General features: G+C 73.5%; 19 protein-coding genes and 2 pseudogenes. 18 read left to right on the forward strand and 3 right to left on the reverse strand.

Translation table 11 applies throughout. From position 1 onward, the window contains the following. From ACFF45_RS24140 to ACFF45_RS24150, 3 genes and pseudogenes are all read left to right on the forward strand, one after another. Positions 1 to 129: amidohydrolase family protein (locus tag ACFF45_RS24140; protein ID WP_381348588.1), on the forward strand; the 129-nt coding region annotated here is incomplete at its 5' end. Positions 130 to 464: 335 nt separating this feature from the next. Continuing rightward, positions 465 to 1,424, forward strand: a complete 960-nt coding sequence (locus ACFF45_RS24145) for an amidohydrolase family protein (protein ID WP_381348545.1) — start codon at positions 465 to 467, stop codon at positions 1,422 to 1,424. 69 nt (positions 1,425 to 1,493) lie between these two features. After that, positions 1,494 to 2,948: pseudogene (locus ACFF45_RS24150) on the forward strand (aldehyde dehydrogenase family protein). Here ACFF45_RS24150 and ACFF45_RS24155 read toward each other — a convergent pair. Beyond that, a complete protein-coding gene (locus ACFF45_RS24155; RefSeq protein WP_381348546.1) occupies positions 2,929 to 3,273 on the reverse strand; it encodes a thioesterase family protein in 345 nt (114 codons plus the stop codon). The pseudogene ACFF45_RS24150 and the gene ACFF45_RS24155 overlap by 20 nt on opposite strands. A 429-nt stretch (positions 3,274 to 3,702) precedes the next feature. Here ACFF45_RS24155 and ACFF45_RS24160 point away from each other — a divergent pair, with 429 nt between their 5' ends. The 11 genes and pseudogenes from ACFF45_RS24160 (at position 3,703) to ACFF45_RS24210 (ending at position 16,147) form a co-directional block, all read left to right on the forward strand. Then, positions 3,703 to 4,911, forward strand: coding sequence for an NAD(P)/FAD-dependent oxidoreductase (locus tag ACFF45_RS24160; protein WP_381348547.1), 1,209 nt, complete (start codon positions 3,703 to 3,705; stop codon positions 4,909 to 4,911). A gap of 92 nt (positions 4,912 to 5,003) precedes the next feature. Next, entirely contained in the window at positions 5,004 to 5,921 is a 918-nt protein-coding gene (locus tag ACFF45_RS24165; protein ID WP_381348548.1) for an RNA polymerase sigma-70 factor, read from the forward strand. Between the two features lie 114 nt (positions 5,922 to 6,035). Beyond that, complete coding sequence (locus ACFF45_RS24170) at positions 6,036 to 6,806, forward strand: GNAT family N-acetyltransferase (protein WP_381348589.1); 771 nt, start codon at positions 6,036 to 6,038, stop codon at positions 6,804 to 6,806. Between the two features lie 172 nt (positions 6,807 to 6,978). Continuing rightward, positions 6,979 to 7,287 carry a hypothetical protein gene (locus ACFF45_RS24175; protein ID WP_381348549.1) on the forward strand — a complete coding sequence of 103 codons (309 nt, stop codon included), beginning with the start codon at positions 6,979 to 6,981 and terminating at the stop codon, positions 7,285 to 7,287. A 609-nt stretch (positions 7,288 to 7,896) separates the two neighbouring features. Next, positions 7,897 to 9,531 carry a ribosomal protection-like ABC-F family protein gene (abc-f, locus tag ACFF45_RS24180; protein WP_381348550.1) on the forward strand — a complete coding sequence of 545 codons (1,635 nt, stop codon included), beginning with the start codon at positions 7,897 to 7,899 and terminating at the stop codon, positions 9,529 to 9,531. Positions 9,532 to 9,607: 76 nt separating this feature from the next. Further along, positions 9,608 to 11,214: pseudogene (locus ACFF45_RS24185) on the forward strand (ABC-F family ATP-binding cassette domain-containing protein). 186 nt (positions 11,215 to 11,400) lie between these two features. After that, complete coding sequence (locus ACFF45_RS24190; RefSeq protein WP_381348551.1) at positions 11,401 to 12,045, forward strand: TetR/AcrR family transcriptional regulator; 645 nt, start codon at positions 11,401 to 11,403, stop codon at positions 12,043 to 12,045. Positions 12,046 to 12,098: 53 nt separating this feature from the next. Beyond that, the gene (locus ACFF45_RS24195) at positions 12,099 to 14,231 is read left to right on the forward strand and encodes a HelD family protein (protein ID WP_381348552.1); all 2,133 of its coding nucleotides are present in this window, start codon (positions 12,099 to 12,101) and stop codon (positions 14,229 to 14,231) included. 201 nt (positions 14,232 to 14,432) lie between these two features. Then, the gene (locus tag ACFF45_RS24200) at positions 14,433 to 15,689 is read left to right on the forward strand and encodes an acyltransferase family protein (RefSeq protein ID WP_381348553.1); all 1,257 of its coding nucleotides are present in this window, start codon (positions 14,433 to 14,435) and stop codon (positions 15,687 to 15,689) included. 20 nt (positions 15,690 to 15,709) lie between these two features. After that, positions 15,710 to 15,931: a hypothetical protein gene (locus tag ACFF45_RS24205; RefSeq protein ID WP_381348554.1), complete on the forward strand. Its 222-nt coding sequence runs from the start codon at positions 15,710 to 15,712 to the stop codon at positions 15,929 to 15,931. Positions 15,932 to 16,012: 81 nt separating this feature from the next. Further along, the gene (locus ACFF45_RS24210) at positions 16,013 to 16,147 is read left to right on the forward strand and encodes a hypothetical protein (RefSeq protein WP_381348555.1); all 135 of its coding nucleotides are present in this window, start codon (positions 16,013 to 16,015) and stop codon (positions 16,145 to 16,147) included. Positions 16,148 to 16,172: 25 nt separating this feature from the next. Here ACFF45_RS24210 and ACFF45_RS24215 read toward each other — a convergent pair whose 3' ends face one another. Then, entirely contained in the window at positions 16,173 to 16,529 is a 357-nt protein-coding gene (locus tag ACFF45_RS24215; protein ID WP_381348556.1) for a hypothetical protein, read from the reverse strand. An 802-nt stretch (positions 16,530 to 17,331) separates the two neighbouring features. Between ACFF45_RS24215 and ACFF45_RS24220 the strand changes: the two genes are divergently transcribed. From ACFF45_RS24220 to ACFF45_RS24235, 4 genes are all read left to right on the forward strand, one after another. Further along, a complete protein-coding gene (locus ACFF45_RS24220; RefSeq protein ID WP_110635242.1) occupies positions 17,332 to 17,439 on the forward strand; it encodes a keywimysin-related RiPP in 108 nt (35 codons plus the stop codon). A 129-nt stretch (positions 17,440 to 17,568) separates the two neighbouring features. Continuing rightward, on the forward strand, positions 17,569 to 19,440 hold the full coding sequence (locus ACFF45_RS24225; RefSeq protein WP_381348557.1) for an asparagine synthase-related protein: 1,872 nt from the start codon (positions 17,569 to 17,571) through the stop codon (positions 19,438 to 19,440). Beyond that, on the forward strand, positions 19,437 to 19,694 hold the full coding sequence (locus tag ACFF45_RS24230) for a lasso peptide biosynthesis PqqD family chaperone (protein WP_381348558.1): 258 nt from the start codon (positions 19,437 to 19,439) through the stop codon (positions 19,692 to 19,694). The genes ACFF45_RS24225 and ACFF45_RS24230 overlap by 4 nt, the downstream gene beginning before the upstream one ends. Before the next feature lie 89 nt (positions 19,695 to 19,783). Beyond that, a complete protein-coding gene (locus ACFF45_RS24235; RefSeq protein ID WP_381348559.1) occupies positions 19,784 to 20,200 on the forward strand; it encodes a lasso peptide biosynthesis B2 protein in 417 nt (138 codons plus the stop codon). An 88-nt stretch (positions 20,201 to 20,288) separates the two neighbouring features. Here ACFF45_RS24235 and ACFF45_RS24240 read toward each other — a convergent pair whose 3' ends face one another. Next, complete coding sequence (locus tag ACFF45_RS24240) at positions 20,289 to 21,164, reverse strand: universal stress protein (protein ID WP_381348590.1); 876 nt, start codon at positions 21,162 to 21,164, stop codon at positions 20,289 to 20,291. Positions 21,165 to 21,182 lie beyond the last annotated feature (18 nt).

Raw genomic sequence — 21,182 nt, forward strand, 5'->3', positions numbered from 1 at the left:
GTCTTCGCGGTCGACTACCCCTTCGCCGGGAACGAGGGCGTCCTGCCCTTCTTCGCACAGGCCGATCTCCCCGAGCAGGCCAAGCGCAAGATCGCCCACGAGAACGCCGCACGCCTGCTGGGCCTGTGAAGCGCCCCTGACCGTCGCGGACGGCCGACACCACCTGGTCCGGCACCGCGCTGACGGGCGCGCCCCGGCGAGCCCTCAGCAGCCCGGTCCCGTGTCCCGCGGAAGCCGGCCGGACGGTCGTTGTCCGGTCGGCACGCCGACAGCCGGGTCACGTCCCGTCACAGAACCCGGCCTCGGCTCCGCGCTTCCCCATGCCGCGACCGCGGGCCGTCCCTGCGACGTCCCGCCCGTTTCCGGGAAGCCCGAGTCCCCTCCGCCGCGACCAGGCGGCTCGCCTTCCCCCGCCCGTGACATCACCACGTATGAGTGAAGCCCGCCATGGCAGAGGAGCCACGATGCGCACGATCGGCCTCGAAGAACACTTCGTCACTCCCGGACTGGCCGCCTACGGCGCCGGATCGGCCTCGATCGCCCAGCCCCGCGCCTGGGCGGCGGCCTCGCGGCTGCTGCTGGACCTCACCGAGGAGCGGCTCCCGGCGATGGACGCCGCGGGCTTGGACCTCCAGGTGCTCTCGCTGAACTCGCCGGGCCTCCAGGCCGAGCCGGACCCGGCCGTCGCCGTGCGAGAGGCTGCCGCCGTCAACGACCTGCTGGCCTCGGTGATCGCCGACCACCCCACCCGCTTCTCCGGCTTCGCCGCCCTCCCGTTGCAGGACCCCCGGGCCGCGGCCGAGGAACTGGAGCGCGCGGTGACCCAACTGGGCCTGCGGGGCGCACTGGTCAACGCCCATACGCAGGGCCGCTACCTGGACGACCGCGCCCTGCGCGTCGTGTGGGAACGGGCCGCCGGTCTCGACGTCCCGCTCTATCTGCACCCGGCCAACGGCGTGGACACCCCGCACGTCCTGTCCGGCCACCCGGAAATGGCGGGCCCGATGTGGAGCTGGGGTCCGGACACCGCCTCACACGTGCTGCGGCTGATCTTCGGCGGGGTCTTCGACGACTTCCCCGACGCCAAGCTGCTGGTCGGCCACATGGGCGAGGGACTGCCCTACGTGCTGTGGCGGCTGGACTCGCGGTGGGCGTTCCACGACCACCACGGCATAGAGCTCGCCCGCGGCAACCCCTCGGAGTACCTGCGGCACAACCTCTACATCACCACCAGCGGCGTCTTCGACGCACCGCCCCTGCTCTGCGCCCTGCTCGCCCTGGGCGCGGACCACATCCTCTTCGGCACCGACTACCCCTTCGAGGACATGGCCACCGCGACGCGGTTCCTGCGGACCGCACCGATCAGCGAGGCCGACCGCCGGAAGATCGCCGGCGAGAACGCGGAAGCGCTGCTGCGCCTCTGACCGCGGCTCGGCCGCCGCACCCCCTCACCCGACCCGGTCCCACAGACCCACCAGAACGGAGATGCACGCATGGAAACCCAGCTCGCGCAGGCGCGGCACTGGATCAACGGCGAATGGGCCGCCCCCGAGAGCCCGGGATCGCCGAGCACGAACCCCGCCACCGGCGAGATCATCGGCTCCTACACCGACGGCGGACAGGAGGTCGCCGAGGCCGCGATCCAGGCAGCCGTCCACGCCTTCGAGCACAGTGACTGGCGGGACGACGCCATGCACCGCGCCACCGCACTGCACCGCCTGGCCGACGCCTACGAGGCGCGCACCGACGAGTTGGTCGACACCCTCTGCCGGGAGAACGGCAAGCTGCGCAACGAAGCCGCCTACGAGGTGCACTTCATCCCGCGTGCTCTGCGCTTCGCCGCGGGACTGGCCGTCCAGAGCTTCGGCAGGGTGACCGGGGCCAAGCCCGGCCAGCAGACCATGTCGATCCGCCAACCGGTCGGCGTGGCCGGAATCATCACACCGTGATACTCCCCCGCCTATCTGTCGGTGCGCTCACTGGCCCCGGCCCTGGCCGCCGGGTGCGGCGCGGTCGTCAAGATGCCGGCCCAGGCCGCCCAGACCGCCCGCGTGATGTCGGAGATCCTGGCCGGAGTGGAAGAGCTTCCGCGCGGCCTGGTCAACGTGTTCATCGAGTCGGGCAGCGGGGGAGCGAGCCACCTGGTGAGTTCCCCGCAGGTTCCGGTCATCAGCTACACCGGCAGCACGTCCGTCGGACGAGTGATCCTCGGCAACGCCGCGGCCTCCCTCAAGCGGGTCGGTGCCGAGCTCGGCGGCAAGAACCCGCACCTGGTGTTCGCCGACGCGGACCTCGACGCCGCCCTGGAGACCGTGGTCCACTCCTGCACGGTGTTCGCCGGCCAGTTCTGCATGGCCGGCAGCCGCGTCCTGGTCCAGGACGAGATCGCCGACCGCTTCCTGGAAGCACTGGCCCGGCGCCTGAGCCAGGTCCGGCTCGGCCCGGCGGCCGACCCGGACAGCCAGATCGGCCCGATGATCGACAAGGCCGCCGTGGCCCGCGTGGACGCGATGGTTCAGGACGCCCTCGCGGGCGGCGCCACAGCACTGGTCAGGGGCGGACCGGCCACCGACCCGGGGCTGGCCGGCGGTGCCTTCTACCACCCCACCCTGCTGGAGGTGACCGATTCCTCTCTCCCCGTCGTCCAGCAGGAAGTCTTCGGTCCCGTGCAGGTGGCCCAGCGCTTCCGCACCGAGGACGAAGCCATCGCGCTGGCCAACGACACCGAGTACGGTCTGAGCGCCTCCGTGTGGAGCCAGGACGCGCGCCGTCCGCTGCGCGTCGCCCAGCGGCTCCACGCGGGGTTGATCTCCGTCAACAGCTGGGCCAACCTCGCCGTCGAGTCGGAGGAGGGCGGCTGGAAGAACAGCGGCCTGGGACGACTCGGGGGTGTGGCCAGCCTCGACGACTTCACCGAGTACAAGCAGATCACCCAGAACTACCGGTGACCTCGCTGGTCCGCGGCACCGAGCAGCCCCGCTCTTCGCTCGGTGCCGCTGTACCGGCGGGCCTGCACCGAGGTGTGTTCAGGGCGGGACCGCACGACGGCATGTGCGGGGGTGCCGGCGTCTGCCGGCCGGTGGAGTCCGGACGCGGGGCGAGCCGTCGCGTGAAGCGGGCACGGTTGACCAGGGCCCGGCTGTGCTGTCCGCTGAGGACGGCGGCGGCGTCGTGGGCTTCGACGTCGAAGACGACTGTGTGGCCGTCGACGCCGGTCAGGGTCGCCGAGACGGTGACCGGCGCGCCCGCCGACCTGCTGGCGGAGTCGGGCATCGGCATCGGGGCGGGCGGGTGGCCGCGGCAGGGCGCCGCCCGTCTGCTCGACAGCCGCCACGCCCGTTCCTGCCCCCGGATCCTCGTGGAGCTGATCGACCTCCCCACCGCACAGGCGCTCCCGGAAGCCGACGACGTCCCGCCGAGTGGCCCGCCGCGAACGCGGCCCCGGCTGCCCGCGCCGCGCGCCGCCGGGCCGGCGACAGGGCCGACCAGGCCACCGTCTCGGCCCGGTCCGCGGCGAACGCGGCGATCAGCGCCCGGACCGCCGCCGACAGGGCCCACGCCGGCTCGATCGCCGCCGGCGAGAGCTCCGACGAGGCGAAGCAGGCCGCGGACGACGCCGAGAAGTGATCTGAGTCACGTCCTGTCACGCCGACCGCCTACGCGGAGTCTTGATGCCGCACACCTGACAACGGAGGAGGCACCATGACCGACAGCACCGACGTGGTCGTGATCGGCGGCGGATACGCGGGCGTGATGGCCGCGAACCGGCTGACGCAGCGCGCCGACGTGACCGTGACGCTGGTCAACCCGCGCCCGGACTTCGTCCACCGCGTCCGCCTGCACCAGCTGGTGGGCGGCTCCGACGACGCGGTCGGCGCCTACCAGGACGTCCTGGCCGACGGTGTCCGCCTGGTGGTCGACACCGTGACCCGGATCGACGCGGCCGGGCGCCATGTGACACTGGCGGCCGCCGGCACGCTCGACTACGACTACCTGGTCTACGCCGTGGGCAGCGGCAGCGCCGAACCGAGCGTGCCCGGGGCAGCCGAGTTCGCCTACCCCATCGCCACCCTGGAGGAGGCGCAGCGGCTGCGCCCGGTCCTCGACGCCACGCCCGCGACGGCCCCCGTGACGGTGGTCGGCGCCGGTCCCACCGGCATCGAGATCGCCGCCGAGCTGGCCGAGGCCGGCCGCACGGTCACCCTGGTCTGCGGCGGCGTGCTCGGCCCGTACCTGCACACCCGCGGCCGACGCGCCGTCGCCAAGCGGCTGGCCAAGCTCGGTGTGACGGTCGTCGACGGCTCCGACGCCAAGGTGACGGCCGTGACCCGCGACGCCGTACGGCTCGCCCACGGCCGTGAGCTGCCGAGCCAGGTCACCGTCTGGACCGCCGGTTTCGGCGTGCCGGACCTGGCCGCCCGCAGCGGGCTGAGCACCGACGCCGTGGGCCGCCTGCTCACTGACGAGACGCTGACGAGCGTGGACGACGCGCGCATCGTCGCGGCCGGGGACGCGGCGGCTCCCTCCGACCTGCCGCAGCGGATGAGCTGCCAGACCGCGATGCCGCAGGGCGCACGGGCCGCCGACACCGTGCTCAGCCGGCTGGCGGGCGAGCAGCCGGACACCATCCACCAGGCGATCTACGCCCAGTGCGTCAGCCTGGGCCGGCAGGCCGGTGTCTACCAGCTCGCCAACAGGTCCGACGTGGCGGTCGGGTTCCACATCGGCGACCGGCTGGCCGCCGGCCTCAAGGAGATCGCCTGCAAGTCCATCCCCCGGCACCTGGCCCACGAGGCGCACAAGCCGGGCTCGTACAGCCTGCACCGCATGCCGGGAGGTGTGACCAGGCGCCGGCTGATGCTGCGGGCCAAGGGCGCCGAGGCACCGGCCGCCGCCGACCGGACGGCCTGACCGGAACGTGCCGCGAGGACCGCGCGGTGGACGCACGCGCAAGCGGTCGGCCGCCGGGGCCGACCGCGCAGGACGAGGAGAGGTCCCGAGGGATGAGCGACGCCGCCACCGACCGGGCGACCGGGACGTTCCTCGCCCACCGCGACCTCCTCTTCACCGTCGCCCACGAGATGCTCGGATCGGCGGCCGACGCCGAGGACGTCCTCCAGGAGACCTGGCTGCGCTGGGTCGGGGCGGACCAGGCACAGGTGCGCGACCGGCGCGCCCACCTGGTCCGCATCACGACCCGGCAGGCGCTCGGCCGGCTGCGCACCGTCCAGCGCCGCCGGGAGGCGTACGCCGGCCCCTGGCTGCCCGAGCCGCTGCTGACCGCGCCGGCCGTGGCCCGGGACGCCGAGCTCGCCGAGAGCGCGTCGATGGCGCTGATGCTCGTCCTGGAGACGCTGTCGCCGACCGAGCGCGCGGTCTTCGTCCTGCGTGAGGTCTTCGACGTCGGCCACGACGAGATCGCGGCCGCCGTCGGCAGGAGCCCCGTGGCCGTCCGCAGGATCGCGCACCGCGCCCGCCGGCACGTCGACGCCCGCCGCCCGCGACGGGCGGTCGCGTCCGGTGAGACGGGGGCGGTCCTGGAGTCGTTCCGGCGCGCGATCGAAACCGGTGACCCCGAGGTCCTCCTCGACGTGCTCGCCCCCGGGGTCGTCCTGGTGAGCGACGGCGGCGGCGTCGAGCACGCAGCGTTGCGGCCGGTCACCGGCGCCGAGAAGGTGGCCCGTATGTTCGTCGGCGGCCTGCATGAGATCGCCGGCGGACTCACCGCCGAACCGGCCGTGGTCAACGGCAACCCGGCGTTCCTCGTCCGCCTGGACGGCGCGGTCGACGGCGTCCTGGCACTCCGTGTCGAGGACGCCCGCATCACCGGCCTCTACTACGTCCGCAACCCGGAGAACCGTCCCATGCCACCACCGCGACCCCCTGACCCTGCGCTGAGGACGTCGTCGAGGTCCGGGTGAACTCCGGCCGACGGGCGCGACGGTCAGGGCTGTCGGCGTGTAGACATGTGCCCTACCGGCTGGACGAGTTAAGGAGTCAGGGTGACGCGGAGTCTCGCCGACGCGGTCGAATCGATGGAGCAGCTCGCCACGGTCTGGCGTGCCATGGTGCTCGACCGGGATCCGGGCGCGGACGTCCGGGACCTGCCGGGCATCGCGGTGCGCTGGGCGGAGTCCCGGTTCGCCTTCTGGAACTGCGTGACGCTCACCGACGCCGAGGCGGACGCGGGCCTCACGGAGAAGCGGCTGGGCCAGGCGGCCGACATCATGCGGGCGAAGGGACGCGCGGGCTACTTGTGGGTGTTCGAGGACCTCATCGGCGCCGAGGCGCGCGGCACCCTGAGGGAGGCGGCCGGACGGGCCGGTCTGGCGCACGCCTTCTCGGGCACCGGCATGGCCGGCGACCTGCTGCCCGTCCCCGCACCGGCGCACCCGGACCTGACGTTCGTGCGGGTCGGCACGGACGAGCACCTGCGGGCCTACGCCGAGATCAACGCGCGCGCGTACGGCATGCCCCTGGAGGACGGCCGTGACGGCCTCGTGGGCTCGGCGCTGTGGAAGACGGAGGTGCACGCCTACCTGGGCCTGCGGGACGGCGTTCCCGTGACGTGTGCGGGCACCGTGGCAGCGGACGGCCGGCTCTTCGTCGTCCTGGTGGCCACGGACCCGCGGTGGGAACGCAGGGGGTACGGGGAGGCGGTGACCCGCAAGGCCCTGTACGAGGGCGCCCGGGCCACCGGACTCACCCGCGCCACGCTGCACGCGACCGCCGCCGGAGCACCCGTGTACCCACGGATCGGCTTCGAGCCGAACACGCCCCTGCACTTCTTCGCCGTGCAGAGCTGACACGGGCCGGCCCCGCGGACTCCGCGGTGCGTGGCTCCCCGGCCTGCCGAACGCATGACCGGGAGTGAGGGCGGCGCAGGGGCAGGCCCGGCGGCCGCGGTCCGAGGGCCGCTGTGACGGCATCTTCGGAGGAAGAGGGGAGGCGGCGCCGTGGTCTGGGCACTCGTGCGGCATGGACGACAGCAACCCGCAGAAGACCGGCGATCAGCGGCGCGGGACCGTGGAGCGGCTCGTACGGGCTTGGCTCGCGGAGACCGAACGCCATGACCGCGACGCGGCCGGCGAGGCCCGCGCCGGCTGGGAACGAGGCTCCCTGTCATCCCAGGCCGCGCAGGACCTGGCCACGTGGGTCACCGCCCGGGTCACGGACACGGCGTTCAACGAGGACGAGGGCCCGTACGTCGAGGGCGACGTACGGATCACCCCGGCGGACAAGGACGCCGTGCACCGCTGGCTGCGGTCCCGGGGACATCCGGTCTGAAGAACCCGGCGCTCTCCTCGACGTACCCGGCCGACGCATCGGTGGCGGAGTTCCGCCCGCGACTCGCAGGGTCGCGCCCGTCGACGTACCACGTGCTGTCGTAGCCGGTGAAGCTCCCCGGTGAGTGCGTGCCGGGCAGGGAGAGACGGTGAGCCCGACGACGGCACCCAGGGCGAGCCCGCCGAAGAAGCCCGCCGGCGGCGGCCGGTCGATGCCGGTCGTGCCGGCCCGGTACCCGAGCACCGCTCCCAACGCGGCGCCGACGCCGTAACCCAGCCTGCCGGTCCCCGCACGGCGCTCGTCGTCGTCGGCGTTCGGCATCCAGCGGACGAGTCCGCTGCCGATGGCCGTCCCGCTGACGAGGCCGCACCGGCGGCCGGGCCGGCGGGTGAGACCACCTGTTAGGCTTTCCGGACAGGTAGACCGTCCATCGAGGAGTCACAGACGTGGTGGGTGAAGACGACATCTCCGGGTGAGATCGGATCTGACGGCCACCGGCCGGCGCTCGGAAGCGCTGCTGAGGTGGTCCGCTTCGTCGTACCCATTTCTCCCACGTCTGCCCAGGGCAGAGGTCCATGCTCTGCCCTCTGTGTCTCCGAGGTCCCTTCCATGTCCGACGCCGCCGTCATCTGCTCGAACCTCTCCTTCGCCTGGCCCGACGACACCGAGGTCTTCCACGACCTGTCCTTCTCCGTGACGCCGGGCCGCACGGGGCTGGTCGCCCCCAACGGCTCCGGCAAGAGCACCCTGCTGAAGCTGGTCGCCGGCGAACTGCGACCCGCCGCGGGCTCGGTGTCCGTCAGCGGCACCCTCGGCTACCTGGCCCAGAGCCTGCCCCTGACCGGGAACCTCACGGTCGCCGAGGTGCTCGGCGTCGCCGACGTGATCCGCGCCCTGGACGCCGTGGAGTCCGGGGACGTGGGCGAGGAGCACTTCGCCACCATCGGTGACGACTGGGACATCGAGGAGCGCACCCGCGCCCAGCTCGACCGCCTGGGCCTGACCGACCTCGCCCTGGACCGCAGCCTGAGCACGCTCAGCGGCGGCCAGGCCGTCTCCCTCGGACTCGCCGCCCAGTTGCTCAAGCGCCCCGACGTGCTGCTGCTCGACGAGCCGACCAACAACCTCGACGCGGGGGCCCGGCACCGGCTGTACGACGTGCTGTCGGACTTCACCGGCTGCCTGCTCCTGGTCAGCCACGACCGCGCGCTGCTCGACCGCATGGAACGCGTCGCCGAACTCGGCAGCGGCGAACTGCGCCTGTACGGCGGCAACTTCACCGAGTACCAGGAGGCCGTCCGCGCCGAGCAGGAGGTCGCCGAGAAGAACGTCCGCAACGCCGAACAGGAGCTGAAGCGGGAGAAGCGCGAGATGCAGCAGGCCCGCGAACGCGCCGAGCGCCGTGCGAGCAACGCCGCCCGCAACCTGAAGAACGCCGGTCTGCCCCGTATCTTCGCCGGCAACATGAAGCGGGGCGCCCAGGAGTCCGCGGGCCGGGCCGGGCAGACGCACGCCTCCCGGGTCAGCGAGGCCCAGGCCCGCCTGGACGAGGCCGGACGCGCCCTGCGCGACGAGCAGCGCCTCACCCTCGAACTGCCCGACACCCGGGTGCCCGCCGGCCGCAACCTGTTCCTCGGCGAGAGGCTGCGGGTGCGCCTCGGCGGCACGGAGGTGTTCGACGCGGGCGGCGTCGACCTGACCGTCCGGGGGCCCGAGCGCATCGCCCTGACCGGACCCAACGGCGCGGGCAAGTCCACCCTCATGCGCCTGATCACCGGCGACCTGGCTCCGGACAGCGGGGAGATCAACCGCAACGACGGCCGGATCGCGTACCTGTCGCAGCGCCTGGACCTGCTGGACCTGGACCGCACGGTGGCGGAGAACTTCGCCGCGTTCGCCCCCGAGCGGCCCGAGGCCGAGCGGATGAACCTGCTCGCCCGCTTCCTCTTCCGCGGCCCGCGGGCACACCTGCCGGTCGGGGTGCTCTCCGGCGGCGAACGACTGCGCGCCACCCTGGCCTGCGTACTGTGCGCCGACCCCGCCCCCCATCTGCTGCTGCTCGACGAGCCGACCAACAACCTCGACCTGGTCAGCGCGGGCCAGCTGGAGAGCGCGCTCAACTCCTACCAGGGCGCCTTCCTGGTGGTCAGCCACGACGAGCGCTTCCTCGCGGAGATCGGGACCAGCCGTTGGCTGCGGCTGGCGGACGGGGTGCTGACGGAGACGGCGGCGCCCGCGGTGTGAGCCGCGGTGTGCCGTGGCCCGCGCCCGAGGCCGTGCGCCCGGCGGGCCGACCACCGATCACCTTGGACGGATTCCTGTGCCCCAGCCCGCCCTGCTCGCCCATGACCTCGTCCGCACCCTGGGCGGCCGCCGCGTCCTCGACGGCGTCTCCCTGACCGCGGCCCCCGGCCACCGCATCGGCCTGATCGGAGAGAACGGCGTCGGGAAGTCGACCCTGCTGCGGACGCTCGCCGGTGTGGAGGAACCCGACGCGGGGAGCGTCACCCGCCCCGGCGACCTCGGCTTCCTGCACCAGGAGATGCCGTACGACGCGGAGGCGACCGTCGCCGCGGTGCTGGACGAGGCGCTGCGCGAGGCCCGCGAGGACCTCGCCGAGCTGGACCTGCTCGGCGCGCGGCTGGCCCGCGCGCCGGAGGACGATCCCGGCCACCCTGGGACGCCGACCGCCGCGCAGCGCTGGTGCTGGACGGCCTGGGCCTCGGCACGGTCGGGCACGACCGCGCGCTCGGATCGCTCTCCGGCGGGCAGCGTGCCCGACTGGCCCTGGCCGCGCTGCTGGTACGGCGCCCCTCCGCGCTGCTCCTCGACGAGCCGACCAACCACCTGGACGACGATGCCGCCGCCTTCCTGGAGGAGCAGGTCCGCGGCCAGCCCGGGACCGTGCTGATCGCCGGCCACGACCGGGCGTTCCTCGACGCGGTCTGCACCGACCTGATCGACCTCGATCCGGCGGTGGACGGCCCGGTCCGCTACGGGGGCGACTACAGCGCCTACCTGTCCGAGAAACAGGCGGAGCGGAGACGCTGGGAACGCCGGTTCGCCGAGGAACAGCAGGAACGGGAGGAACTGCGCCGCTCGGCGGGCGTCACCGCCCGTCGCGTCGCGCCGGACCGGGGCCGTACCGACAACGAGAAGATGGGGTACGGCCACCGCGCCGGCCGGGTGCAGAACCAGATCTCCCGCCGGGTGCGCAACGCCGTCCGGCGGCTGGACGAGCTGGAGCGCACCCAGGTCGCCGCGCCGCCGCGCCCCCTGCGGTTCACGCCCGGGGATCTGGCCGCGCCGGCCGAGGAAGGACCGCGGCCGCTGGTGTCCCTGCGGGACGTACGGGTGCCCGGCCGGCTCACGCTGGACAGCCTGGAGGTGCCGGCGAACGACCGGCTGCTGGTCACGGGCGGCAACGGGACGGGCAAGTCGACTCTGCTCGCCGTGCTGGCCGGGCGTCTTGCGGCCGCGGGCGAGGTGCACCGGCGACGCGGACTGACGGTGGGGCTGCTCACCCAGGACACCGTCTTCGAGCGGCCCGACCGCACCGTACGGGACACCTACGCGCTGTCGCTGGGTCCGGAGCGGTCCGAGACGGTCCCGCTGGGCGCGCTCGGGCTGATCCACGAGACCGACTGGGACCAACCGGTGGGACGGTTGTCCGTGGGCCAGCGCCGACGGCTCGCGCTGGCCCTCCTGGTGGCCTGTCCGCCGCATCTGCTCCTGCTCGACGAACCCACCAACCACCTCTCTCCCGTGCTGTGCGACGAGTTGGAGGAGGCGCTGGGGCCCGGACCCGGCGCGATCGTCGTCGCGAGCCACGACCGCTGGCTGCGCCGCCGATGGCAGGGCCGCGAACTCCGGCTGGAGGGCGGACGCGAGCGGCGGGGGAGGGCCGCGGCCTCGTCCGGCTCCTGACCGCACTCGTCCACCGTCCGGGCCGGCCGCAAGCGGTGTCACGTCAGGCCACGCCCCCCGCGCCGGGGTGAAGCGGTCGCCGCTCCCTTCGGCCCTGACGGCGTCCGTGCGGGTCCGCCCGCTCCCGCGACGCCGTGTCCCGCACCGGCAGTGGCAGTGCCGGCGCCACTGCGTAGGCTCCGTGGCATGGGTGGAACGGGCGGACTGCGCGAGCGCAAGAAGCAGCAGATGTACCGACGGTTGTCGGACACGGCCATCGGGCTCTTCCTGGAGAAGGGCTTCGACCAGGTGACCGTCGCTGATGTCGCGGCAGCCGTCGACATCTCCAAGCCGACGCTCTTCCGGTACTTCCCGGCCAAGGAGGATCTGGTCCTGCACCGGCTGGCCGACCACGAGGGGGAGGCCGGCAGGGTGGTCGCACAGCGCCCGGCCGGATGCTCTCCGCTGGAGGCGCTGCGCCGCCACTTCCTGGACGGGCTGGCCCGGCGCGATCCGGTGACCGGCCTGAACGACGAGGCCGATGTGCTCGCCTTCCACCAGCTGCTGTACGCGACGCCGTCATTGGTGGCGCGCCTGTACGCCCATGGGGAGCGGGACGAGGCCGCGCTGGCCGCGGTCCTCGGCGGCGAAGCCGGTGGAAGCGGTGGCGGCGGTGGCGTTCAGGCGCGCCTGGCCGCCGGGCAGATCATCGCCGTCCAGCGCATCCTCGGGCAGGAGAACTGGCGGCAGATCAGCACCGGCCGCAGCGCGGACGACCTCTGCCCCGAGGCGGTCGCCGTGGCCGAGTCGGCCTTCGCGCAGCTCGGAGTCGGGCTGCCCGACCTCGCCTGAGCCGGTACCGATACCAAGTCAAAAATGTTACTTGGTTGCACTATGGTGGAGGGATGCAACGCTCCGAGCCCTTACTCCAGGACGCCCTCGTGCGGGAACGCGCCTACCACGACGAGTGCCGAGCGGCGCTTGACGCCATGATCGAGGGCGCGCAGGAACAGGTGGTCGTGGGGGAGAACGCCTCCGCCTCCGGCGCCGACGCCGAAGTACTCGGTCACCAGCTGCGCAGCCAGGCCAGGGAACTGCGGGAACTGCCCGACGGACCGCTGTTCTTCGGACGCCTCGACTTCACCCGGGACCCGCGGACCGCGGGCGGCCACGCCGGGCAGGAGTACCACATCGGGCGCATGCGCATCGCCCGTGATCCGTCCGCCCCACCACTGGTGATCGACTGGCGCGCACCGGTCGCGCGCGCCTTCTACCAGGCGAGCCCTCGTGACCCGCAGGGCGTCGCCGTCCGGCGCCGCTTCGGCTGGTCGCCCGCCGGCCGCGGCGACTCGGCCGACCTGACCGGTCTGGAGGACGAGCACTTCGGCAGCGGTGCGCACCGCGGCGGCAGCGGGCACCTCGGCAGCGTGCCCCCCGGCAGCGGTGAGGCGCGGGACGGCGCCATCCTCACCGGCGAGATCGAACGCCCCCGCATCGGACCCATGCGTGACATCGCCGCCACCATCCAGCCCGAGCAGGACGACCTCGTCCGCGCGGACCTCATGACGTCCCTCTGCGTCCAGGGCGCCCCCGGCACGGGCAAGACCGCAGTCGGCCTGCACCGCGCCGCCTACCTCCTCTACACCTGGCCGCAGCGCGTCCAGCGCGGCGGCATGCTGGTCCTCGGCCCCAACCGCGCCTTCCTCTCCTACATCTCCGCGGTCCTGCCCGCGCTCGGTGAGACGGGCGTGCGGCAGTCCACCCTCGACGAGGAGATCGCCCGGCACCCCGTCGGGGCTCAGGACGGCGACGCCGCGGCGATCGTCAAGCACGACATCCGTATGGCTCAGGTCCTGCGCCGCGCGCTCTACGCGCGGGTGCGCACCGACGGTGTGCAGCCGCTCGTCCTGCCGGACGGCTCCTACCGGTGGCGGGTGCCCGCCGACGAACTGGAGCGGATCGTCCGGGAGGTGCGCACCGAGGAGCCCGCCCATGCCGTGGGGCGCGAGCGCGTGCGTACGCGCATCGTCCAGGCGATTCAGCGGCAGGCCGAGCGCCGCGCCGGTCCTCGCACGAACGCCTGGACGCGGAAGGTCTCCCGGGCTCGCCCGGTCACGACCCTGCTCGACGCCGTCTGGCCCGGCGTACGCCCCGAGCAGGTGCTCGCGGACCTGCTGACCGATGCGGACACCTTGGCGGCCGCGGCCGAAGGAGTGCTGGACGCGTGGGAGCAGAAGGCCCTGCTCTGGCCCGAACCGCCGCGCTCCTTCCGGTCGGCCCGCTGGTCGCCGGCCGACCTGGTGCTGCTCGACGAGCTCGCGGGTCTGATCGAGCACCCCGCCGGCTACGGGCACGTCGTGATCGACGAAGCGCAGGACCTGTCCGCCATGCAGTGCCGCGCCGTCGCCCGCCGCTCGCTGTTCGGGTCCCTCACCGTTCTCGGGGACCTCGCCCAGGGCACCACCCCGTGGGCCGCGCGCGACTGGCCGTCGTGTCTCGCCCATCTGGGCAAGCCGGACGCCGTCGTGGCCCCGCTCACCACGGGCTTCCGCGTTCCCCGCGCGGTCGCCGAACTCGCCAACGGCCTTCTGGAGCACCTCGATGTGGAAGTCCCCCCGGCCCGGTCCCTGCGCCGCGACGGCGAGGTGGTCGTCGAGGCGACGCAGGACACGGCCGCGGCGACGGTGGCGGCCGTGAACACCGCACTGGAGCAGGCGGGTTCCATCGGCGTCATCGCGGCCGACACCGGGGCGGACCGGCTGCGTGACGCGCTGCGAGTGGCCGGAATCCACGCAGCGGGCCCGGACACTCCCGGAGCGCGGGTCGCGGTGATCCCCGCCTCGGCGGCCAAGGGACTGGAGTACGACCACGTGGTCGTGGTCGAGCCCTCGGTCATCGTCCAGGCCGAGCCCCGCGGCATGAGCCGCCTCTATGTGGCGCTCACCCGAGCCGTCTCACGCCTGCACATCGTCCACTCCGAGCCCCTGCCCCCGGCACTCGGGCCCCGGGGTGAGGGAGTTGGCCGACGGGTGGACTGAGGGTAACGGAAAGCCGAAGAGCGTGGTCGGTGACACTTGTGTGTCCGGTACGGCCGGCAACTAGGATGATCGCGCCGTGCTCGCGGACATGACACCGCTCCGGCGCTCCTCACCCCACGCGCAGGGAGCGGCACTCGATGCTGCCCCGCAGTCGGGGGTGCTTGTCACCCGTTGTCACGAGATGCAGCCCTGGAGAAGTGCGTGCGCAGAGGTGGAAGACCCGTCAGGCCGGGGACGACGGGCGGTCGCGGCGCGCCGCGCGAGCGGCAGGAGCGGGGCGGCCGGATCGTCGTCCTCGACGCGCTGCGGCTCATCGCGGCACTGATGGTCGTCTTCTATCACTATGTCGCTTTCGGTGAGGGGTGGGAGGGCCCTCAGGCGCAGCTCTTCCCCGTCATCTTCCGGCCGTCCGCCTACGGGTGGCTGGGAGTCGACCTCTTCTTCATGATCAGCGGCTTCGTCATCTGCATGAGCTGCTGGGGACGCAGCCTCGCGGACTTCTTCACCTCACGGGTGATCCGGCTGTTCCCCGCCTACTGGCTGGCCGTGTTCGCGACCACCGCGGTGGTCGCCCTGGTTCCGGGGGGACTCGCGCCGCACGCGTGGCGTGAGGTGCTGGTCAATCTGACGATGCTGCAGTGGCCCGTCGACGTGGAGCACGTCGACGGGGTGTACTGGACGCTCTGGGCCGAACTGCGCTTCTACCTGCTGTTCGCCCTCGTGGTGCGGCGCGGCCTCACCTACCGGCGGGTGGTCGCCTTCTGCTGCGTCTGGGCGACCGCCGCGCTGCTGGCCAAGGGCTACGGCCCGGGCCCGGTCGGTGACCTCGTGATGGCCCAGTACTGCTGGTTCTTCATCGCCGGCCTGGCCTTCTACCTGATCCACCGCTTCGGGCCGAACCTGCTGCTGTGGGGCATCGTCGGCCTGTGCTTCGCGATGGGACAGCACACCGCCATGCAGACCTGGCGGAGGACGTTGCAGTACGTCGGGCACAACGTCCCCGGCTGGGGCGTGGCGGTGCTGATCACGGTCTTCTTCGCCGTGATGGCCGGCGTCTCGCTGGGCTGGTTGCGCCTGATCGACTGGCGCTGGCTGCCGGCGGCCGGTGCCCTCACCTATCCGCTGTACCTGCTCCACGAGTCCATCGGCTGGGAGATCTTCCACCACCTGCAGTACCGGGTCGACCGATGGGCCCTGCTCCTCGGCACCGTGGCCGGCATGCTCCTGCTGGCCCACCTGGTGCACCGCCTCGTGGAGAGGCCGGTCGCCAAGAGGCTGAAGCGCGGTCTGAACGCGGCCTTCGCGCAGGTGCGGGCCGACGACGGCACCGGCGGCGACCGGCCCCGGGGCGCTACCACGCCGCCGGCATCCGGTGACTCCGGCCGGCCGGTCCCGGAGCCGGCCGCCTCGGAGCCGGTTTCCTCGCGGTCGGCCGTCACGGCCTCGCCCCGGAGCTGACACCGGCCCGGCCCGCCGCCGTGCCCAGTGCCGCGGCAGGCGACGTTCGCCCCGTCGCGACGCCCGGCACGCACTCTCCCCGCACCGGCCGAAAGCCCGAGTACGGCACCGACGGCACGCACTGGAGCTGGACCGGCACCTGGACCCTGCCGAAGGAGCAGAGCCTGCGCATCGGCCTGGTCTCCCTCAACATGGCGGGCGCCACCGCGTACTTCGACTGCCTGCGCGCCTACGGCAGCTGACGGCCGGCCTCCCGGGAGCTCCGGTGTCCCCGGCTGTCAGGCGTCCCGGGGATAACAGGGGACCGCCGCGCCAAGCACCTGGTGCTGACCGCGGAGGGCCGGGACCTCCGCGGCCGGCTCCGCGAACTTGTCAGCCAGAACTCGCCGCTGGCCGGCCTCACCCCGCACCAGCGCGTCCTGCAAGGCCCGCTGGAGCAAGCCGTCACCCGCTCATGAGCCCCCCGGCGGCGCGAGGCGCGGCTCAGCTGACCTCGCACCCCTGGGAGTCGGTACCGACGCCGTCGATCCTGCTGCCCCAGGCCCAGTCGGCGGACCGGTCGCCCACCCAGATCTTGCGGTGGTAGCACCTTCCTCCCTGCGCGTGGTCGATCGCGTAGACGATGACGTCCGCGTTGGACTCGAAGGAGCGAGCCTTGTCGTGCATGTAGTCGGGCACGTCCGCGTAGCCCCATGGGCGGTAGCACCAGGATGCGCCCCTGTAGCCGGGCTCGGTGGAGAAACACACCTCACCGACGGCCGCGGCGGACGGAGTCGAGAGTGTCAGGGGCAGGACCGTGGCGACCACCGCGACGGTGAGAGCCCGCAAGATGCTGTTCATACGCTGCGAACGACCCTCGCCGACGGGAGTCACGCGCGCCCGACCGGCCGTGCCGGGGCGGGATGCGCACGTCCCGTCGGCACGCGGCCCGGTCGGCGAGGGAGCGGGGGCGGCCGCCTCCACGGGCTCGGACGCCCGTGACCCGCCACGACCGGCGCCGCTCCCCGGTCGCCCGGACGGGTGCGTCACCAAGTCGCCTGTGCGGGGCACCACTCGCGGACCTCCGCCGGCATCGCGACGCGCCGGGCGCACGAAGCTGGTCCTCGCCGCGGCGGCCCGTCCTGATCCCCGTGCGGAGGGTTCACGCTGCGCGCCGCCGTCCCCGTCGGCTTTCCGCCGTCCGGCGTTCGCGGTGCCGCAAGGGCGGGTTCCCGGCCATGGCGGTGGTGTCTGGCCGGCCGGTGCCGGTGAGGGAAGGGGGCGCCGAGGCATCGCGCGAGGTGATGCAGTGGCCGTAGTGGCTCGTGTTCGCCCGGCTGCCGGTGCGGCCCGTCCGAAAAGGCCTGTCACCGCCCGAAGGGAGCATCGCGGGTACCCCGTCTCGTCAGAAACATGACCGGACGCCTGCATTCAGTGAGCTGTGAGGTCGATGTGACGGGAGGGACAGGACCGGTGTGTGTCCCGGATGGCTTGCGGACCCCGTTGTGGCGCCGGAAACCGCACGCCTAGTTTGTCCACTGCGTCGGCGCCCCGCTCGCTGGGTGCGGGGCGCCGGCTCCTGCACCGGGGGGAGTGCCCCCGCCGTTCCAGCGGGACACTCCACTCGCGTCCGAGGCACATCCATCTACGAAGGGATACGACGATGGCCTACGAGCGTCCCACTCTCACCAAGGTCGGCGACTTCCAGAAGGTCACGGGCCTGGCCGGGACGGGCAGCCCCGACCTGCTGGGCGGCCACAGCCTGCTCTGACCTTCTCCGCCCTCTGATTGTCATGCACACCTAAAAGAGGGCGGGGTCAACAGCGTGGGCGGCGCCGCGGGTGCCGCCCACGCCCCTTGTCCCCCACCGCCGACCGCATCCGACCGGAAGGACCCGCCCATGGTGACCGGCCCGTCGTCTCCCGCCGGGGCCTGCTGGTTCCTCGTCTTCCCGGACACCGACGCCGTCGCGCAGCTCGCCACGCGGGCCCGCTCGCACGGGACGTGCCGGATCCCGCACCCGTCCGGCCGGCCCTGGCTGATCGGCCGCTGGCCGGACCACGCCGTGACGACGGCGGTGTGCGGACCCGTCCGGCTGGTCGTGCTCGGACAGCACGCGGTGACCGGGCGGGAGGCGGCGCGTGCGGCCCGCACCGGATCGCCCGAGGCCGCCGAGGCGCACGCGAGGACCTGGCCCGGCAGCCACCACCTGATCGCCTCCCGCGACGGCAGGACCCTGGTCCGCGGCACCGTCACCGGCGTCCGCAGCGTCTTCACCGCCGTGGCGCCCGGCACCCACGGCGCCCACCTCGTCTCCGACCGCGCGGATGTCCTGGCCGACCTGACCGGCGCGGACCTCGACGAGGGCCGCCTGGCCGTACAGCTGCTCAGCCCGCAGATCCTGCACCCGCTGACCACGCAGACCGTCTGGCGCGGCGTCGACGTCGTCCCCGGCGACCGGCGCGTACTCCTCGACCGCGACGGACACCTGCGCACCAGCCGCTGCTGGAGCCCGCCCCCGGCCGGACTGTCCCTGGCCGAAGGCGCCCGGCTGGTCGGGGAACGGCTCGCCGACGCGGTCACCGTACGGATCACCGGCCGCGAACCGGTCAGCGCCGACCTGGGCGGCGTCGACTCCACCGCCGTGGTCGCCACAGCCGCCCGCGCGGGCGCGAAGACCGTCGCCTACACCGCCGCCGTCCACGACGTCCTCGGCGACGACGTCACCTACGCGCGGCGCACCGTGGAGGCGCTCGGCGCGGTCGAGCACCACGTGGTGCCCGCGACCGCCGTCCCCCTGACCTTCGACCGCGTCGACACGCTCGACGACGTCCTCGACATCCCCTCGCCGTACGCGGTCAACCGCCACCGGCGGATGTACATCGTCGAGCGCGCCGCGGAGCGCGGCTCCGCGCTGCACCTGAGCGGCATGGGCGGCGACGAACTGTTCAGCGGCGCCAGCGCCCACGTCCACGGCCTGCTGCCACGCCATCCGCGCACGGCCTGGCGGCTCGCCCGCGGCTTCACCACCCGGCACCGCTGGAACCGCCGCACCGCCCTGGCGCAGCTGCTGGACCGCCGCCCCTACGGCTCCTGGCTGGCCCGCGTCGGACACGACCTCACCGAACCGCAACCCCCCATGTCGGTCCCCCTGTTCACCTGGGGCACCCCGCCGCGACTGCCGCCCTGGGCCACCCGGCGGGCCGTCGAGGCCGCCCGCGAACTGATCCACGAGCAGGCGCGCGACGCCCAGCCGCTCAGTCCCGGCCACGGCGGACACCGAGAACTGGTCACCCTGCGCACCCTGGCCCGCTTCGCCCGGCACGTCCAGCAGATGTCCGAACCGCTCGGCGTCACCTTCGCCGCCCCCTACTACGACGACCTCCTCGTCGAAGCCGCCCTCGCCGTCCGCCCCCAGGACCGGGTGACGCCCTGGCGGTACAAACCGCTGATCGAGCAGGCCATGCGCGGCGTCGTGCCCGAGGCCAGCCGCCACCGGACCACCAAGGCGCACGCCGCCTACGAGGAGGAGACCGGACTGCGCCGCCACCGCGGCGCACTGCTCGCCCTGTGGGAGGACTCCCGCCTGCGCGAGCTCGGCCTGATCGACGTGCCGGCCCTGCGCGACTGGTGCCACCGGCCGCTCGCCGCCGATCTGGAAAGCGCCCTGCTGCATCCGACCGTCGGCTGCGAGGTGTGGCTGCGCACCCGCGAACGGCACCGCGGCCCGCTGCGACCGGCGGAAACCGACATGGGAGGTATCACGGCATGACGATGACCCTGCGCCCCGGAGTGGTCACGGCCGACACCGACTACGGCATGGCCCTGCTCGACCAGAGCAGCGGCGAGTACTACACCCTCAACCCCACCGCGGCACTGATCGTACGGACCCTGCTGGACGGCACGAGCAGGCAGCAGGCGGTGACGGCGCTCACCGACCGGTACGAGGTGAGCGCCGAGCAGGTCGAGGAGGACATCACCCGCATCCTCGACGAACTCCGCGCCGCGAAGCTCCTGGCCGTCTGACCCGGCGCACACCACCACCCCCGCGCCCTTCCTGCCCCGTCCCCTCTCTTCCCCGTTCCGTCCCGTCCCGTCCCGGAGGAATCGCCGCAGTGTCCACCTCGCAAGTCGTCCCGCACGACCCCCGCTCGGTGCCCCTCGGCCCGCGGCTGGTGACCCGGCTGGCCGTCGGCTGCGCCCATCTGCTCGCCCGGCAGCCTCCCGGCCGCATCCGTACGGTGCTCCTGCGGCTGCGCAGGGGAGCGAGGCCCGCGACCCTCGCCGAGGCCGCCCGGGCCCGGCGGACCGTCCTGGCCGTCAGCCTGGCCGCCGGCGGCCAGCAGGGCTGCCTGCCCCGCTCCCTGGCCACCGTGCTGCTGTGCCGGCTGCGCGGCCAGTGGCCGGCCTGGTGCGTCGGCGTGCGCACCCAGCCGCCGTTCGCCGCGCACGCCTGGGTGGAGGCGGAAGGCGTGCTGGTCGGCGAGGGCGCGCCCGCCGACTACTTCCAGCGGTTCATCACGGTGGACTGACCGGTCAACTGAGCGATGTGAGGCGTGTTCGCCTGTCCGCCGGGCCGTCGCGGGCACGCCCCACCGGTCCGGCACGCCGTCCCGGCGGTCACATCCGCTGCGGTACGACCGCCACCGGGCACGCGGAGTGGTGCAACAGGGTGTGGTTCACCCGGCCCAGCTGGAGACCGTGGTGGCCGGACCGGCGCCGCGCGCCGACGACGACGAGGTCGGCGGCGGCCGAGCGGTGCACCAGCACCTTGCGGGCCGGGCCCTCGATCGGCGTGCGGCTCACCCGCACGGCCGGGCGGTCGGCCGTCACCTCGGCCAGCAGCGCGTCGAGCAGCGCCGAGGCCTGCTCCTCGTGCCGGTGCGCCGGCTCCCGTTCCTCCGCCGCGTGGTCGCCGGTCCCGTACGCGTGGCAGCGCCAGGCGCGTATCACGTCCAGGGCGCATCCGCGCGCCTCGGCCTCCCGGAAGGCGAACCTCGCGGCCTCGCCGCATTCCCCGGGCTCACCGGCGCCGAGCAGGATCCGCCCGTGGGTGCCGGCCTGGCCGGCCCGGTCGCCGCGGACCACGATCACCGGGCAGTTCGCGCGCCCCGCGACGGCCAGGCCGACCGAGCCGAGCAGCAGCCCTGCCAGCCGGCCGCGGCCACGCGAGCCGGTCACCACGGCGGCGGCGTGATCGCCCTCCTGCACGAGGGCGGACGCCGGGTCCGCCGGGATCACATCGGTGGTGGTCTTCACGTCGGGGTTGCGCCGCCGGGCGCGCTCGGCGGCGGAGCCGACGATGTGCTCCGCGAGCACCTGCTCCGCGGGGCGTTCCACGCTCATCACCGGAACGGCACCCTCGTACCGCTCCCACAGGGAGGCATGGACCAGCCTCAGCGGCAGTCCGTGCCGGGCGGCCTCGTCCACCGCCCAGTCGACGGCATCGAGACTGCCGTTCGATCCGTCGACGCCCACGACCAGGGGCAGCTCCATCGTCCCCACCGCCTTCCA

Origin of the sequence: Streptomyces cinereospinus, assembly GCF_042430725.1 — a bacterium.
Lineage (GTDB): Bacteria > Actinomycetota > Actinomycetes > Streptomycetales > Streptomycetaceae > Streptomyces > Streptomyces cinereospinus.

What these genes read in the sequence shown, in the direction of transcription:
- ACFF45_RS24175 (WP_381348549.1), top strand. Translation starts at nt 6,979, where the DNA reads ATGGACGACAGCAACCCGCAGAAGACCGGCGATCAGCGGCGCGGGACC.
- ACFF45_RS24230 (WP_381348558.1), top strand. Translation starts at nt 19,437, where the DNA reads ATGACGATGACCCTGCGCCCCGGAGTGGTCACGGCCGACACCGACTAC.
- ACFF45_RS24220 (WP_110635242.1), top strand. Translation starts at nt 17,332, where the DNA reads ATGGCCTACGAGCGTCCCACTCTCACCAAGGTCGGCGACTTCCAGAAG.
- ACFF45_RS24165 (WP_381348548.1), top strand. Translation starts at nt 5,004, where the DNA reads ATGAGCGACGCCGCCACCGACCGGGCGACCGGGACGTTCCTCGCCCAC.
- ACFF45_RS24170 (WP_381348589.1), top strand. Translation starts at nt 6,036, where the DNA reads ATGGAGCAGCTCGCCACGGTCTGGCGTGCCATGGTGCTCGACCGGGAT.
- ACFF45_RS24155 (WP_381348546.1), bottom strand. Translation starts at nt 3,273, where the DNA reads ATGCCCGACTCCGCCAGCAGGTCGGCGGGCGCGCCGGTCACCGTCTCG.
- ACFF45_RS24195 (WP_381348552.1), top strand. Translation starts at nt 12,099, where the DNA reads ATGCAACGCTCCGAGCCCTTACTCCAGGACGCCCTCGTGCGGGAACGC.
- ACFF45_RS24190 (WP_381348551.1), top strand. Translation starts at nt 11,401, where the DNA reads ATGGGTGGAACGGGCGGACTGCGCGAGCGCAAGAAGCAGCAGATGTAC.
- ACFF45_RS24225 (WP_381348557.1), top strand. Translation starts at nt 17,569, where the DNA reads ATGGTGACCGGCCCGTCGTCTCCCGCCGGGGCCTGCTGGTTCCTCGTC.
- ACFF45_RS24240 (WP_381348590.1), bottom strand. Translation starts at nt 21,164, where the DNA reads ATGGAGCTGCCCCTGGTCGTGGGCGTCGACGGATCGAACGGCAGTCTC.
- ACFF45_RS24145 (WP_381348545.1), top strand. Translation starts at nt 465, where the DNA reads ATGCGCACGATCGGCCTCGAAGAACACTTCGTCACTCCCGGACTGGCC.
- ACFF45_RS24160 (WP_381348547.1), top strand. Translation starts at nt 3,703, where the DNA reads ATGACCGACAGCACCGACGTGGTCGTGATCGGCGGCGGATACGCGGGC.
- ACFF45_RS24215 (WP_381348556.1), bottom strand. Translation starts at nt 16,529, where the DNA reads ATGAACAGCATCTTGCGGGCTCTCACCGTCGCGGTGGTCGCCACGGTC.
- abc-f (WP_381348550.1), top strand. Translation starts at nt 7,897, where the DNA reads ATGTCCGACGCCGCCGTCATCTGCTCGAACCTCTCCTTCGCCTGGCCC.